The sequence below is a fragment of the Pseudoblastomonas marina genome (genome assembly GCF_034374265.1).
GTDB classification, from domain to species: Bacteria; Pseudomonadota; Alphaproteobacteria; order Sphingomonadales; family Sphingomonadaceae; genus Alteriqipengyuania_A; species Alteriqipengyuania_A marina.
Genome location: NZ_CP139718.1, coordinates 573,518 through 587,099 on the forward strand (window position 1 = coordinate 573,518; position 13,582 = coordinate 587,099).

The 13,582-nt window shown below is 64.6% G+C and carries 11 protein-coding genes and 1 tRNA gene; 4 read left to right on the plus strand and 8 right to left on the minus strand.

Going from position 1 to position 13,582, the window contains the following annotated elements; genetic code table 11:
* Positions 1–45 precede the first annotated feature (45 nt).
* On the plus strand, positions 46–2,706 hold the full coding sequence (alaS, locus tag T8S45_RS02740; RefSeq protein ID WP_322294587.1) for an alanine--tRNA ligase: 2,661 nt from the start codon (positions 46–48) through the stop codon (positions 2,704–2,706).
* 3 nt (positions 2,707–2,709) lie between these two features.
* Here alaS and T8S45_RS02745 read toward each other — a convergent pair whose 3' ends face one another.
* The 4 genes from T8S45_RS02745 to T8S45_RS02760 form a co-directional block, all read right to left on the minus strand.
* On the minus strand, positions 2,710–2,904 hold the full coding sequence (locus T8S45_RS02745; RefSeq protein WP_322294588.1) for a hypothetical protein: 195 nt from the start codon (positions 2,902–2,904) through the stop codon (positions 2,710–2,712).
* Between the two features lie 51 nt (positions 2,905–2,955).
* Positions 2,956–4,731, minus strand: coding sequence for a cation:proton antiporter domain-containing protein (locus tag T8S45_RS02750; RefSeq protein ID WP_188641519.1), 1,776 nt, complete (start codon positions 4,729–4,731; stop codon positions 2,956–2,958).
* Positions 4,732–4,781: 50 nt separating this feature from the next.
* Positions 4,782–6,437 carry a bifunctional GNAT family N-acetyltransferase/carbon-nitrogen hydrolase family protein gene (locus T8S45_RS02755; RefSeq protein ID WP_188641520.1) on the minus strand — a complete coding sequence of 552 codons (1,656 nt, stop codon included), beginning with the start codon at positions 6,435–6,437 and terminating at the stop codon, positions 4,782–4,784.
* A 106-nt stretch (positions 6,438–6,543) separates the two neighbouring features.
* Positions 6,544–7,764 carry an NADP-dependent isocitrate dehydrogenase gene (locus T8S45_RS02760; protein WP_322294589.1) on the minus strand — a complete coding sequence of 407 codons (1,221 nt, stop codon included), beginning with the start codon at positions 7,762–7,764 and terminating at the stop codon, positions 6,544–6,546.
* Between the two features lie 159 nt (positions 7,765–7,923).
* Here T8S45_RS02760 and T8S45_RS02765 point away from each other — a divergent pair, with 159 nt between their 5' ends.
* The gene (locus T8S45_RS02765) at positions 7,924–8,685 is read left to right on the plus strand and encodes a crotonase/enoyl-CoA hydratase family protein (protein ID WP_322294590.1); all 762 of its coding nucleotides are present in this window, start codon (positions 7,924–7,926) and stop codon (positions 8,683–8,685) included.
* 49 nt (positions 8,686–8,734) lie between these two features.
* Here the strand turns inward: T8S45_RS02765 and T8S45_RS02770 are convergent.
* Together T8S45_RS02770 and cpdR are read right to left on the minus strand one after the other, a co-directional pair.
* Positions 8,735–8,809, minus strand: a tRNA-Val gene (locus tag T8S45_RS02770).
* A 77-nt stretch (positions 8,810–8,886) separates the two neighbouring features.
* A complete protein-coding gene (gene cpdR, locus T8S45_RS02775; protein WP_188641523.1) occupies positions 8,887–9,267 on the minus strand; it encodes a cell cycle two-component system response regulator CpdR in 381 nt (126 codons plus the stop codon).
* A 96-nt stretch (positions 9,268–9,363) separates the two neighbouring features.
* On the opposite strand from cpdR, the gene T8S45_RS02780 reads away from it, so the two are divergent.
* Positions 9,364–10,305, plus strand: a complete 942-nt coding sequence (locus tag T8S45_RS02780; protein WP_322294591.1) for an N-formylglutamate amidohydrolase — start codon at positions 9,364–9,366, stop codon at positions 10,303–10,305.
* A gap of 182 nt (positions 10,306–10,487) precedes the next feature.
* Here the strand turns inward: T8S45_RS02780 and T8S45_RS02785 are convergent, their stop codons facing one another.
* Complete coding sequence (locus T8S45_RS02785) at positions 10,488–11,321, minus strand: SapC family protein (protein ID WP_188641525.1); 834 nt, start codon at positions 11,319–11,321, stop codon at positions 10,488–10,490.
* A 110-nt stretch (positions 11,322–11,431) separates the two neighbouring features.
* Positions 11,432–12,865, minus strand: a complete 1,434-nt coding sequence (locus T8S45_RS02790) for an FAD-binding oxidoreductase (RefSeq protein WP_322294592.1) — start codon at positions 12,863–12,865, stop codon at positions 11,432–11,434.
* A 175-nt stretch (positions 12,866–13,040) separates the two neighbouring features.
* Between T8S45_RS02790 and T8S45_RS02795 the strand changes: the two genes are divergently transcribed.
* Complete coding sequence (locus T8S45_RS02795) at positions 13,041–13,568, plus strand: hypothetical protein (protein WP_188641526.1); 528 nt, start codon at positions 13,041–13,043, stop codon at positions 13,566–13,568.
* Positions 13,569–13,582 lie beyond the last annotated feature (14 nt).

Below are 13,582 nucleotides of genomic sequence, written 5' to 3' on the forward strand. Positions count from 1 at the left end.
GCAAGCCGCTTGTCGCTGCGGCGCTCTCCCCCTAATCGGACTCGCATGCAATCGACCAACGACATCCGGCAGTCCTTCCTCGACTATTTCGCCGCCGCCGATCACGCCGTGCGGCCGTCCTCGCCACTCGTCCCGCACAACGACCCGACGCTGATGTTCGTCAATGCGGGCATGGTGCCGTTCAAGAACGTGTTCACCGGGCTCGAGACCCCGCCTGCACCGCGCGCCACCAGCGCGCAGAAATGCGTTCGCGCCGGCGGCAAGCACAACGACCTCGACAATGTCGGCTATACCGCTCGGCACCATACCTTCTTCGAGATGCTCGGCAATTTCTCGTTCGGCGACTATTTCAAGGAACAGGCGATCGAGCATGCCTGGACCCTGCTGACCAGCGAATGGGGACTCGCCAAGGACCGCCTCACGGTTACCGTCTATCACACCGACGACGAGGCGCGCGCGCTGTGGAAGAAGATCGCCGGCCTGCCCGATGAGCGCATCATCGACATTGCGACCAAGGACAATTTCTGGGCGATGGGCGATGATGGCCCGTGCGGCCCGTGCTCGGAAATTTTCTGGGACCACGGCGATCACATCGCCGGTGGCCCGCCGGGATCGCCGGAGGAGGACGGTGACCGCTTCGTCGAGATCTGGAACCTCGTCTTCATGCAGTTCGTCCAGTCGGGCGGCGAGATCGACGGTGCTTTGCCGAGCCCCTCGATCGATACCGGCATGGGGATCGAACGCATCGCCGCAGTGATGCAGGGCGTGCACGACAATTACGATACCGACACGTTCAAGGCGCTGATCGGAGCGTCCGAAAGCCTCACCGGCGTTGCGGCCGAGGGCGAACGTCAGGCAAGCCATCGTGTCATCGCAGATCACCTCCGCTCGACCAGCTTCCTGATCGCCGACGGCGTGCTGCCCTCGAACGAGGGGCGCGGTTACGTGCTGCGCCGGATCATGCGCCGCGCGATGCGCCATGCGCACCTGCTTGGCGCGAACGATCCGCTGATGCACCGTCTGCTCCCCGCGCTCGTCACCGAAATGGGCCAGGCCTATCCCGAACTGACCCGCGCGCAGGCGCTGATCGCAGAGACGCTCGAGCGCGAGGAAACGCAGTTCCGGCGGACGCTCGACAAGGGCCTCAAGCTGCTCGACGAGGCGACCGGTGATCTGGGCGAGGGTGACGAACTGCCGGGCGAGACCGCGTTCAAGCTGTATGACACTTACGGCTTCCCATACGATTTGACCGAAGACGCACTCCGCAGCCGCGACATCGGGGTCGATCGCGCAGCCTTCGATGCCGCGATGGCGCAGCAGAAGGAAGCGGCGCGCGCGGCATGGAAAGGCTCGGGCCAGGCTGCCGACAGCGAAGTCTGGTTCGACATCGCCGAGCGCGAGGGCGGCACCGAGTTCACCGGCTACAATGCGACCGTAGGTGAGGGCCGGGTCGTCGCGATCATCAAGGACGGCGCAGAGGTAAGACAGGCAGACGAGGGCGAAGAGGTCGTCATCCTCACCAACCAGACCCCGTTCTACGGCGAAAGCGGCGGTCAGACCGGCGATGCCGGTTCGATCACCTCGGCCGATGGTCTCAAAGCCGAAATTTCGACGACGACCAAACCGCTCGGTCGTCTCCACGCGCACCATGCGACGATCCGCGTCGGCAAGGTCGCGGTCGGCGACGAAGTCCATCTCGATGTCGACGCCGAGCGACGCGAAGCGATCAAGGCCAATCATTCGGCCACGCATCTCGTCCATGCCGCGCTGCGCAACCGGCTCGGCGAGCACGTCACGCAGAAGGGCTCGCTGGTCGCGGCGGATCGGCTGCGGTTCGATTTCTCGCATCCCAAGCCGCTGTCGGATGAGGAAATCTCCGACATCGAGGCCGAGGTGAACGCCGAGATCCGGCACAACGAGAAGGTCGGCACGCGGCTGATGAGCCCCGACGACGCGGTCGAGGCGGGTGCATTGGCCCTGTTCGGCGAGAAATACGGCGACGAGGTGCGCGTTCTGTCGATGGGGCGTTCCGACTGGCAGGGCTCGGGACGCAATTATTCGGTCGAGCTGTGCGGCGGTACCCATGTCGACGCGATGGGCGATATCGGCCTGTTCCGGATCGTGTCCGAATCTGCAGTCAGCTCTGGCGTGCGCCGGATCGAGGCGCTGACTGGCGAGGCCGCCAGGAAGTGGCTGGTCGCGCGCGAGGAGGCGCTGAAAGCGGTTGCCGGAACGCTCAAGACGAATCCGGAAGAGGTTGAAGCGCGGGTCGCCGTACTGGTCAGTGAGCGCAAGGCGCTCGAACGCGAGCTCGCCGATGCCAAGCGCGAACTCGCACTCGCCGGGGGCGGCGGTCAGGCCGAGGCGCCCGCCGACGAGACGATCGGCGACGTGACTTTCAGCGGTAAGGTGATCGAGGGGCTCGATCCGAAGGAATTGCGGCCTCTACTCGATGGTGAAAAGGCGCGGGTCGGATCTGGAGTCGCGGCTGTGGTCGCGGTCAATGACGGTCGGGCGGCATTCGCCGTCGCCGTGACCGACGATCTCACCGCTCGGTTCGACGCCGTCGCGCTCGTGCGCGCGGGCGTCGAAGCGCTTGGCGGGAAGGGTGGTGGCGGTCGCCCCGACATGGCGCAGGGCGGCGGCCCCGATGGCGGCAAGGCCGACGCAGCGCTCGATGCGGTGCGCCAGGCACTCGCCGGCTAATCCTCAGACGCGATTACGGCTCTTGCCGGCAATGTCGGCCTGCGAACCGGCCGGAATATCCTTGCCGTCGCTGTTGGCTGGTTTGTCGGCATCACGGCTGGGCGGCTCTACCGTCGACTGCGGATCAGCCACGTTCTGCGGCTTGAACTTCTCGTCGTTCGGGGTCGGCTTGGTCGGGTCTTTATCGGGGTTGGACATGAATTCTCTCCTTTTCCCACCAACGGGTGGGGCGGAGATAAGGTCCGAATCCTAGCTACCCCTTAGGCTGCTCGAGCGCAGGCGCGGTTTTGTTTCCAGTTCGCCCTCGCGCATGATCTGCTCGCGCAGTTCGTCGCGCTTTTCGTGAATCGAGGCGATCACCGGACCCATCGCGACTCCGAGATCGACCAGCACCGCTTCGGACAATTGCAGCGAGCTTTCGAGAGTTTCGGGCACGGCGTGGCTCGCGCCCGCCTTGTAGAGCGCGATCGAGTGCTCCTCGTCGCGCGCGCGGGCGATGATGGGGAGGTCGGGATGCGCCTTGCGCAGCTTCTTCACCATGCGCTGCGCGAGCACCGGTTCGTCCATGGTCAGGATGACAGCCGGCGCGGTTTCGATGCCGAGCCGGTCGAGCGCATCGCCGCGGATCGCATCGGCGAACACCGCATCGTAACCCTGCTTGCGGTAATAGGCGATCAGATCGGCATCGGCGTCGATCGCGACATAGGACTGGTCGTGCGAGGTGAGCATGTCCGCTACGAGCCGGCCGACGCGACCGAAGCCGACAATGATCGTCCGCGGAACGGCGTGATCGACCTCGCCGGGAAGCCGGTCGAGCGATTCGGGGACCTCGATCCGGCGTGCGACCAAGCGGCCGAGCCGCGCGAGCAATGGCGTAACGGTGAGCCCGATCGCGCAGACGATCTGCCAGAACTGCGCGGTACCGGGCTGGATCAATTGCGCGCTGGTCGCCGCGGCGAGCACGATCAGCGTGGTTTCCGACGGGCTCGCCATCAGGATCCCGGTCTCGGCCGCGGTACCTCGGCGCGCGCCCATCGAGCGCAACAGGAGCCCGGTTAGAATGGCCTTGAAGACGAGCACCAGCACGACCGCGAGCAGGACTTCCCCGATGATCTCGCCGATCACGCGCAAATCGATGCTCATTCCAATGGTGAGGATAAAGATTCCGAGCGCGAGCCCCTTGAAGGGTTCGGTGATGGTTTCGACCTCGCCATGATATTCGGTTTCGGCGATCAGGATGCCCGCGATCAGTGCGCCGACGATCGGCGACAGACCTACTGCGGCCGTCGCGAGCGCCGCGGCGATCACCACCAGCAAAGTAGCGGCAAGGAAGTTCTCGGGCTGCTTGGTCCGCGCGGCCTGGGCAAACAGTCTGGGCAGGAGGAAGCGTCCCCCGATCATGAGGACTGCGATGACCGCCGCGCCCTGCCACAGCAGCGTGACGACCGACGCACCGTCCTCGGCGCTCGCGGCAGGACCGAGCACGCCGAGCAGGAAGATGATCGGGACGAGCGCGATATCTTCGAACAGCAGCATCGACAGCGCGGCACGCCCCACCGGCGTCTTGGTGCCCGCGATCGGCAGGCACAGCGCGGTCGACGACATCGCGAGCGCGAGGCCCAGCGCGATCGCGCCGCTCCAGTACTGGCCGATCATAGCCAGCGCAGCGGCCATGATCGCGCCGCCGATCAGCAGTTCGAGCGAGCCAAGTCCGAAGACCAGCTTGCGCAGGCTCCATAGTCGCCCAAACGACAATTCGAGACCGATGGAAAACAGCAGCAGGATGATGCCGAGCTCGGCGAAAGGCTCCAGTCGCTCGGGATCCGAAATGGTGACGAAATCGAGCCACTTGTAATCGAAGGCGAGCGCGCCGAGCCCGTAGGGGCCGACCAGCACGCCAACGAGGATGAACCCGATCACCGGAGTGATGCGGAAGCGGGTGAAGACCGGAATCACGATCCCCGCCGCGCCGAGGATCACCAGCGCGTCGTTCAGGGCAGGGGAGGCGAAATTGGCTTCGGCCATGACGAGTCTCTAGGCGAGGGCGCGGCGCCGTGTCACGCGCCGATACCGGGTTAGCCCCCGCCCGGGCCGGTCGGGCCGAGCGGCTCGCGGCGCGGGCGCGGCTTGCCCGGGTGCTTGCCGTCCTCGTCCCACTCGATGCGGTAGAGATCGAACCGGCGATCGGCGAGGTTGCGCACCGTGCCTTCGGCGCGTGCCCAGCTGAGGTCGGCGAGGTTGATGTCGCTGATCGTCAGCGTCTCGACGTTCTCGGTTGCCTCGGCCGCGATCCCGTCGCGCGCGAAGGGGAAGTCGCAGGGGGTCAGGATGCAGCTCTGCGCATACTGGATGTCCATATTGGCGACATTGGGCAGATTGCCGACATTGCCCGAGAGGACGACGTAGCACTGGTTCTCGATCGCGCGGGCTTGCGCGCAATAGCGCACCCTCAGGTAACCCTGCCGGCTGTCGGTGCAGAACGGTACGAAAATTATCCGCGCGCCCTCGTCGGCGAGGCGGCGCGTCAGTTCGGGGAATTCGCTGTCGTAGCAGATCTGCACCCCGATCGGACCGCAATCGGTCTGGATCACCTCGACGCTGTCGCCGCCCTTGATGTTCCACCAATAGCGCTCGTTGGGCGTGGGATGGATCTTCTCCTGCACGTGGACCGAACCGTCGCGCAGGCAGATATAGGCGATGTTGTGGATGTCGCCGTCTTCCATTCGCGTGGGATGCGAACCGGCGATGATGTTGATGTTGTAGCGCATCGCCATATCGGAAATGTCGCTGCGCAGGCGTGGCGTATATTCCGAGAGCCGCTCGATCGCCTCGACAGGCGAGAGTTCCTTTTCCTCGAAACTGAGCAGCATCAGCGTGAAGAGCTCGGGAAAAACGATGAAGTCGCTTTCGTAATCGCTCGCGACATCGACGAAATACCGGATCGCCCGCAGGAACTCGTCGTAATCTGCCACCGCGCGCGCCTGCAGCTGGCAAGTCGCGACGCGCACTGCCTCGACCCCGCGCGGCAGGCGCATCTTCACCGGCTGATCGCGCTCGACATAGGGGTTGCGCCACACCATCATCACGGCGTTGGCGGCTGACGCTTTGTCCTCGGGCAGGTAGTTTTCCATCACCCGCTCGGGCTCGAACCCGTTGGCGAGCTGGAAACGCAGTACCGGATCGTGGAGCTTTCCGGCCTGGACCTGCTCCAAGTAATCCTGCGGTCCGTCCACCTTGCGGCGGTTGCGGCGGTAGTGCGGCATCCGCCCGGCGAAGACGATTCCGGTCAGGTCGCGATCCTCGGCCAGCGCGCGGCGTTCCTCGTAGAGCCGGCGCCCGATCCGCACACCGCGTACCTTGGGATCGACACACATTTCGTAGCCGTAGAGCCAGTCTCCGGTCGGATCGTGGCGGCTGCCATAGCCGTTGCCGGTAATCTCGTCCCAATCGTGCGGCTGGAAGGCGATCGCCTCGGCGAGCTGCATGGTCGCGCAATAGCCGACCACTTCGTCGTCGAGCAGCGCGACGAAGCAGCCCTCCCTGAAATTGTTGATCTGCCCCCGGATCTCGCCGTGAGTGTAGGCCGGCATGTCCTCGTAGACGCGTCGGACGAGGTCCGCGATGCCGCGGATGTCCTTGATCATCGCGTTGCGGACCTCGAGCCGGCGCCGTCCGAACTTCTCGGTGCCCTTGCGGCGGGTGATGCGCTTCTTCTGCGGTTGCTTGGCCATGTGTCCCCGTCGCTTGTCTCTGCCGCAAATGCAAATCGGGGCCGGCGCGAGCCGACCCCGATGAGATCCAGCCTTGCTAGCTCAATGTGCCAGCCGCGTTTGGGTTTCAGCCCCAGTTCGCCATTTCGGCTTCGAGGCCGCTTACGATCGCCTCGAAGAACTGTTCGGTTGTCATCCAGTTCTGGTCCGGGCCGATCAGCAGCGCGAGGTCCTTGGTCATGTTGCCGTTCTCGACGGTCTGGATGCAGACCCGCTCGAGCGTCTCGGCGAACTTCACGACGTCGGGCGTATTGTCGAACTTGCCGCGATACATCAGGCCGCGGGTCCAAGCGAAAATGCTGGCGATCGGGTTGGTCGAGGTCGCCTTGCCCTGCTGGTGCTGGCGGTAGTGACGCGTCACCGTGCCGTGCGCGGCTTCGGCTTCGACCGTCTTGCCGTCGGGGGTCATCAGCACCGAGGTCATAAGGCCGAGCGAGCCGAAGCCCTGTGCCACGGTGTCCGACTGGACGTCGCCGTCGTAATTCTTGCAGGCCCAGACGAATTTGCCGCTCCACTTCATCGCCGCGGCGACCATGTCGTCGATCAGGCGGTGTTCGTAGGTGATACCGGCTTCGGCGAACTTGTCGGCGAATTCCTCGTCGAAGACCTGCTGGAACAGGTCCTTGAAGCGACCGTCATACTTCTTGAGGATGGTGTTCTTGGTTGAGAGGTAGACCGGCCAGCCGCGATCGAGGCCGTAATTCATCGAAGCGCGTGCGAAGTCGCGGATCGAATCGTCGAGATTGTACATCGCCATCGCGACGCCCGAGCTTTCGAACTCGAACACGTCGATATCGATCTTCTCGCCGTCTGCGCCGTCGAAGACGAGGCGCAGCTTGCCCGGGCCGGGGATCAGCGTGTCCTTGGCACGGTACTGGTCGCCGAAGGCGTGGCGGCCGACGACGATCGGGTCGGTCCAGCCGGGTACCAGGCGCGGCACGTTGTCGATCACGATCGGCTCGCGGAAGACCACTCCGCCGAGGATGTTGCGGATCGTGCCGTTGGGGCTGACCCACATCTTCTTGAGGTCGAACTCCTCGACGCGGGCTTCGTCGGGCGTGATCGTGGCGCATTTCACGCCGACGCCGTACTGCTTGATGGCGTTGGCGGCATCGACGGTGATCTGGTCGTCGGTCGCGTCGCGGCTCTCGATCGAAAGGTCGTAATATTTGAGCTCGACGTCGAGATAGGGCTGGATCAGCCGCTCACGGATCCACTGCCAGATGATTTTCGTCATCTCGTCGCCGTCGAGTTCGACGATCGGGTTCGCTACCTTGATCTTCGCCATGATTGTCCTGTCTGTTCGGGAGGGTGCTTGTGTTGCGCGCCTCTTAGCAGAGGGCGTGTGCGGTGCAAGGAGAGCGGCCGGACAGGGCGGGGCTGGACACAATCGGGACGGATCGCCAAACGTCTTAACCAAACGATTAAAACACGAGAGGCGCAAGCAATGAGCGAAGAAGTCCTGGTCGAGAAATCCGACGGCGTGATGGTGGTGACGATCAACCGCCCCGAAGCCAAGAATGCGATGAACAAGAGCGCGGCAGAATCGATCAGCGCAGCGATGGACGATCTCGAGGCCGACGACGCAATCGCAGTCGGCATTCTGACCGGCGCGGGCGGCACATTCTGCTCGGGGATGGATCTCAAGGGCTTCCTCAAGGGCGAATCGCCGTTCGTCGAGAATCGCGGCTTCGGCGGGTTGAGCCAATGGACCCCGAAGAAACCGCTGATCGCGGCGGTGGACGGCTATGCGCTGGCGGGTGGCATGGAACTGGCGTTGTCCTGCGATCTGATCGTTGCCAACGACAAGGCGCAGTTCGGCATTCCCGAGGCCAAGCGCGGTCTCGCAGCGGCGGCGGGGGGGCTGATCCGGCTCCCGCGCCAGATGCCGTGGCGAATCGCGATGGAGCTCGCGCTGACCGGCGATTTCATCAGCGCGGCACGCGCATACGAACTCGGTTTCATCAATCGGGTGAGCGAAGGGCCTTCGCTCGACGCGGCAAAGGAACTCGCGGCAAAGATCGCTGCCAACGGGCCGCTCGCGCTGGCCGCGTCGAAGGGCGTGATCCGCGATTCGCATACGTGGACCGACGACGAGATGTGGACCAAGCAGCAGCAATATGTCGCGCCGGTCTTCATCAGCGAGGATGCGCGCGAAGGTGCCGCGGCCTTCGCCGAGAAGCGCAAGCCCGAATGGAAGGGGAAATAGGCGGCCGGAACGAAAAACCCCGCCACATGGGCGGGGTCTCGTTCTCGAATGGTGGGCGTAGGAAGAGTTGAACTTCCGACCCCTGCGATGTCAACACAGTGCTCTACCACTGAGCTATACGCCCACACTATCGAGCTGTCCCGCTCGTCGCGGGAGGCGGCCATTTAGCGAGCGTCCCGTGCTTCCGCAAGGGACTAATCGTCAGCCATTGGCCTTTTTCGAATTCTCGAACAGGCGTTCGACTTCGAGCACCAGGTCGCGCAGGTGGAACGGCTTCGACAAAAGCTTGGCCTGCGGCGCTTCCTTGGCCGCTTTCAGCGTGACCGCGGCGAAGCCGGTGATGAACATTACCTTGGTGCGCGGGCTGATCTCGGCGGCGCGCTGGGCCAACTCGATGCCGTCCATTTCGGGCATCACGATATCCGAAAGCAGCAGGTCGAAATGCTCTTCCTCAAGCTTCGGGAGCGCGTCGGTGCCCCGATCGACCGAAACCACCTCGTAGCCGGCTTTCTCGAGCGCCCGGTGGAGATAGGCGCGCATCGCCTCTTCGTCTTCGGCCAGCAGGATACGGATATCGGGCATTTCACTTCCTTTGCACGGGCGAGATCGTCCCCCGGATTGCGACGCACATACACACATGGTCTTAAGAAAAGCCAGCGGTGTCATGGTTTCGGAAGTTTGACTGTCCCCGGCTGGGACGGCAGTAACTGGTCGATGCAGGACGAATATTCCCCGCCGGAAAAAACGGCGTTCCGGCTCGAAAACGCCACCACCGCCAATGTGCCGGTGCTGATCGCGGTGCCTCATGGCGGACGCGATTATCCGGCCGCCCTGCGGGACGCGATGCGCGATCCTGCCTTCACCATGAAGCGGATCGAGGACCGTCACATCGACCTCATCGGCGAGCGCGTCGCGGCGCAAACCGGAGCACCGCTGCTGGTCGCCCGCACACCGCGCGCGATGATCGACCTCAACCGTGCCGAAAGCGACGTCGATTGGGGCATGGTGACGGGACCGAAGCCCGACCTGAACCGGGTTTCGCGCCACGGCCATCGCGCACATAGCGGGCTGGGCCTGATCCCGCGCCGCCTCCAAGGATTGGGAGATATCTGGCGCAGGCCTATGGAAGCTGGTGAAATTGAGGCCCGGCTGGAGACGGTCCATCGGCCCTATCACGCGGCACTCGGGGATGCGTTGCTGTCGATTCGCCAAAGGTGGGGGGCGGCCCTGCTGCTGGACCTGCATTCGATGCCGCCGCTGCGGTCGAGCGGGAGCTGGGCGCCGGCGAAATACGTGATCGGCGATCGGTTCGGTGCGTCGTCCGACGCCGCGCTACCAGCGGCGGCCTTCGCTTATTTCGCGCGCGAAGGCGTGCCGGTCGCGCACAACCGGCCCTATGCCGGGGGCTATGTGCTCGAACGCCACGGCGCACCGGCGCGCGGTCTCCATGCGATTCAGCTCGAGGTCGATCGGAGCCTCTATCTCGACGAGGCGCTCGACGCGCCGGGAGCGGGCTGCGATTCGCTGGTCGAGCGACTCGCGGGACTGGTCCGAGCGCTCGCCTCGGCGGTGGCCGAATGCGCGGGCGAGCGCGGGCCGCGGCGCGAGGCCGCCGAGTAACAACCAAAAAAATGGCCATCCCGCGAGGGGGTGCGGGATGGCCAGGTTCAGGGAGGAGATGCGCGAAGAAGCGCATCCGCCCGACCGGTGAAGAGGGGGAAGTACCGGCGGGCTGAATCCCAAATAGAAACGGGGCGGGCGGTTTCAAGACCGCCCGCCCCGTTCGCGAAACGATTACGAAGTTACTTCTTCTTCTTTTTGGGCTTCGCCGTTTCGGCGGCTGCCGGGGCATCGGCCTGGACGTCGGTCGCGGCCTGCTGGCTGACCGGGCCCTTGCCCTGCTGGACCTGCATTCCGAAGATTTCGCGCGTCATGTTGAGCGAGAACAGGTGGGCATGCATCAGCGCGAGGAGTCCGTTCTGGTTGAACTGCTTGACCGTTTCGGCATCGAGCTCGCGCAGTTTTTCCTCGTTGATCATGCCGAAGCCGCGATAGACGAACGGCTGTTCGCTCTGATTATGTTCGATCGAGACCTCGCCGTCCATGATCAGGTCGTGCTTCTTGAATTCGTCCATCGCCATCTTGGTGCGCTGCGCGGCCTGGTCGAACTGCTCGCAGAAATTGAGCGTGCGCTCGACCGCTTCGGCCGGCTTGTCGCCGTCGAACAGGGCATGGCCTTCCTCGAATTCACCAATCAGGCCCGAAGTCGGGTCGAAGCAGAGCGAAAGGTCGGTCGCGTCTGGCGTCAGCTTGGTGAGCATGAACGGATAACGGCGGACATAGGCCGGAACGTAGGTCGGGCCGGTGACGCGGCCGTCGCTGTCGACATAGACGTTCACGCCTTCGTTGAGGCCCATCAGGCCGAGCGGGATCGGGTTGTCGCCCGAAGAAAACACGATCGGGAGATAGCGCTGGGCGAGCGGGAATTCGTCGATGGTCAGCGGGATCGCATTGGCGGTGGCGAGCCACGGCAGGGCATCGGTTTCCTTGGCCTTCCAGTTCGCGTGGTCGCGACTGTTGAGCGGCATGAGGTCGTTGTAGAACAGGGGTAGGCTGTTTTGCGGCGCGCTGGCCATCGGTCTGTCTCCGGATCGGAAATGGAATGTCGGTTGCGCGGCGCACCCAGGCGGACACGGACGCGGCAATGGCCGCGGGCTTTACGCAGGAGACACTCTTTTCGCAAGGCTTACGGGGTAGGTGTCACGAGCTTGCCGGGGTTGAGCAATCCATCCGGATCGAGTGCCGACTTTACGCGGCGCAGGAGATCGAGTCGCGCGGGGTCTGCCAGACGCGCAAGCTCGCCCAACTTGGCTTGCCCAATGCCGTGTTCGGCGGAGATCGAGCCACCCCATTCGGTCACGCGCTCGTAAACCTGCGCGCTGATCTCCTGCCCTTCTTCCTCAATCCAAGCCGGTGCCGCTCCGGGCGGCGCGAGCACGTGAAAATGGATGTTGCCGTCCCCCAGATGGCCGAAGCCGACCGCCTTGGTGCCTGGATAATCTCGTTCGATCTCGGGCGCGATGGAGGCCAGGAAGGCAGGCATCTGCGCTTCGGGGATCGAGATATCGTGCTGCACGGCGGGGCCGAGCGCCTTTTCGGCCGGGGCGATCGTGTCGCGCAATTGCCAGAAATCCTCCGCCTGGCCTTCATTGGCAGCAATCACGGCATCGGCGATCAGCCCGCTTTCGAGTGCATCGGCGAGCACGGTCTCGAGCGCTTCGCGCGCATCGGCGACTGCGGCCTTGTCCTCGAGCGCCAGTTCGACCAGCGCATTCCAGGGCTGCGGTTCGCCCAGCGGACGGCGGGCATCGGGCAGGTGGTCGACGACCGCGGCGAGGCAGTGCTCAGGCAGGACCTCGAAGCCCTCGAGCTCGCCGCCCAGCCTGCCCTGACAGTTGAGCAGCAATGCGCGAGCGTTTTCGAGACTGTCGAGCCCGACCCAGGCGACCACGCGCTCGGCTACGGCTGGCACCAGCGCCAGCGTCGCCCCGGTCACGATCCCGAGCGTGCCTTCGGATCCGATAAAAAGTTGCTTCAGATCGAACCCGCGATTGTCCTTCTTGAGTGGTGCGAGATCGGAAAATACCTCTCCTAGCGGCGTCACGACCTCAAGCCCTAGAACCAGGGCGCGCATCGTGCCGTGCCGCAGCACCTGCGTTCCGCCCGCATTGGTGGCGACCAGTCCGCCGACCGTCGCAGAGCCCTTGCCCCCGAGGGTTAGCGGAAATCTGAGTCCTTCCTCCGCGACCCGCTCGTGCAAGGTCTGAAGCACCAGTCCGGCATCGCAGGTGATCCGGCGCAGTGCTGGATCGAAGTCGCGCACCGCATCCATCCGGCGCAGCGAGAGGAGGATTGCCTTACCGCTCGGATCGGGGGTCGCGCCGCCGCACATGCCGCTGTTTCCGCCCTGTGGGACGATCGGCACTCCGTGTTCACGTGCCAACCGCACCAGCGCGGCGACCTCGTCGGTGGTGGCGGGAGAGGCGAGTGCCAGCGCCGCGCCGTGATAGCGTCCGCGCCAATCGGTCAGCCAAGGCTTGACCAGTTCCGGATCGGTGGTGAGACCGCGATCGCCAAGGAGTTCGCGTGCGGCGTCGAGAAAGGTCGAACTGTTGCCCATCTGCATCTTTTCGCACGGCAAGACGGGCAAATACCAGCCTCAAATCGCGCGCCGACCTTGACCGAGCGCGTCAATTAAGCCCCTATTCAATCAGTTCGGGCCATTCGCGCCGCAAGCCTGCCGGGACCACGGATCCGGCGACACTGCCAATCGAGAGGGACACACCCTTCGCGCCATGCTCGGCCTCGCCGCTCATATCGGAACCATGCTGCTGACGCTCGCCACACCGGTCGGCGAAGACACGGGCGCGCGGTCGGTCGACGCACCGCGCAGCGCACCGATGTCGCTCGCGCCCGAACCGGGCGGGATGCTGCCTGCGCCACGTTACCAGAGCCGGGTCGAGGGGCGGATCACGATCCGTATCCGCCCGCGACGCGGGGGATCGCAATTGCTATCGGCGCTGCCGACCGCACCGATGAGCCGCGAGATGCGCGGCGTGCCGATCGATCGCTGCCTGCCGCTCGAAAGCGTCGCCGGGGTCCAGGTCACGCGCAACAACGGGCTGCTGCTCTACCTGCGCGATCGCCGGATCGTGCTCGCCGCGCTGGAAAATGCGTGCCGCGCACGCGATTTCTATGCCGGCTTTTACGTCGCCCCGCAGGAGGACAAGCTGCTGTGCGTCGATCGCGATCGGCTGCAGTCGCGGGTCGGAGCGAAGTGCAAGGTCAAGTCGTGGCAGGCGCTCGTCCCCGTCGAGGACTGAGGCTCAGCTTGATT

Coding starts and splice junctions, on each gene's coding strand:
- T8S45_RS02760 (WP_322294589.1), bottom strand. CDS start 7,764: ATGGCGAAGATCAAGGTAGCGAACCCGATCGTCGAACTCGACGGCGAC.
- T8S45_RS02785 (WP_188641525.1), bottom strand. CDS start 11,321: ATGGCCAGCGCGCCGCAAAACAGCCTACCCCTGTTCTACAACGACCTC.
- cpdR (WP_188641523.1), bottom strand. CDS start 9,267: ATGCCCGATATCCGTATCCTGCTGGCCGAAGACGAAGAGGCGATGCGC.
- T8S45_RS02745 (WP_322294588.1), bottom strand. CDS start 2,904: ATGTCCAACCCCGATAAAGACCCGACCAAGCCGACCCCGAACGACGAG.
- T8S45_RS02790 (WP_322294592.1), bottom strand. CDS start 12,865: ATGGGCAACAGTTCGACCTTTCTCGACGCCGCACGCGAACTCCTTGGC.
- T8S45_RS02750 (WP_188641519.1), bottom strand. CDS start 4,731: ATGGCCGAAGCCAATTTCGCCTCCCCTGCCCTGAACGACGCGCTGGTG.
- T8S45_RS02765 (WP_322294590.1), top strand. CDS start 7,924: ATGAGCGAAGAAGTCCTGGTCGAGAAATCCGACGGCGTGATGGTGGTG.
- T8S45_RS02795 (WP_188641526.1), top strand. CDS start 13,041: ATGCTCGGCCTCGCCGCTCATATCGGAACCATGCTGCTGACGCTCGCC.
- alaS (WP_322294587.1), top strand. CDS start 46: ATGCAATCGACCAACGACATCCGGCAGTCCTTCCTCGACTATTTCGCC.
- T8S45_RS02755 (WP_188641520.1), bottom strand. CDS start 6,437: ATGGCCAAGCAACCGCAGAAGAAGCGCATCACCCGCCGCAAGGGCACC.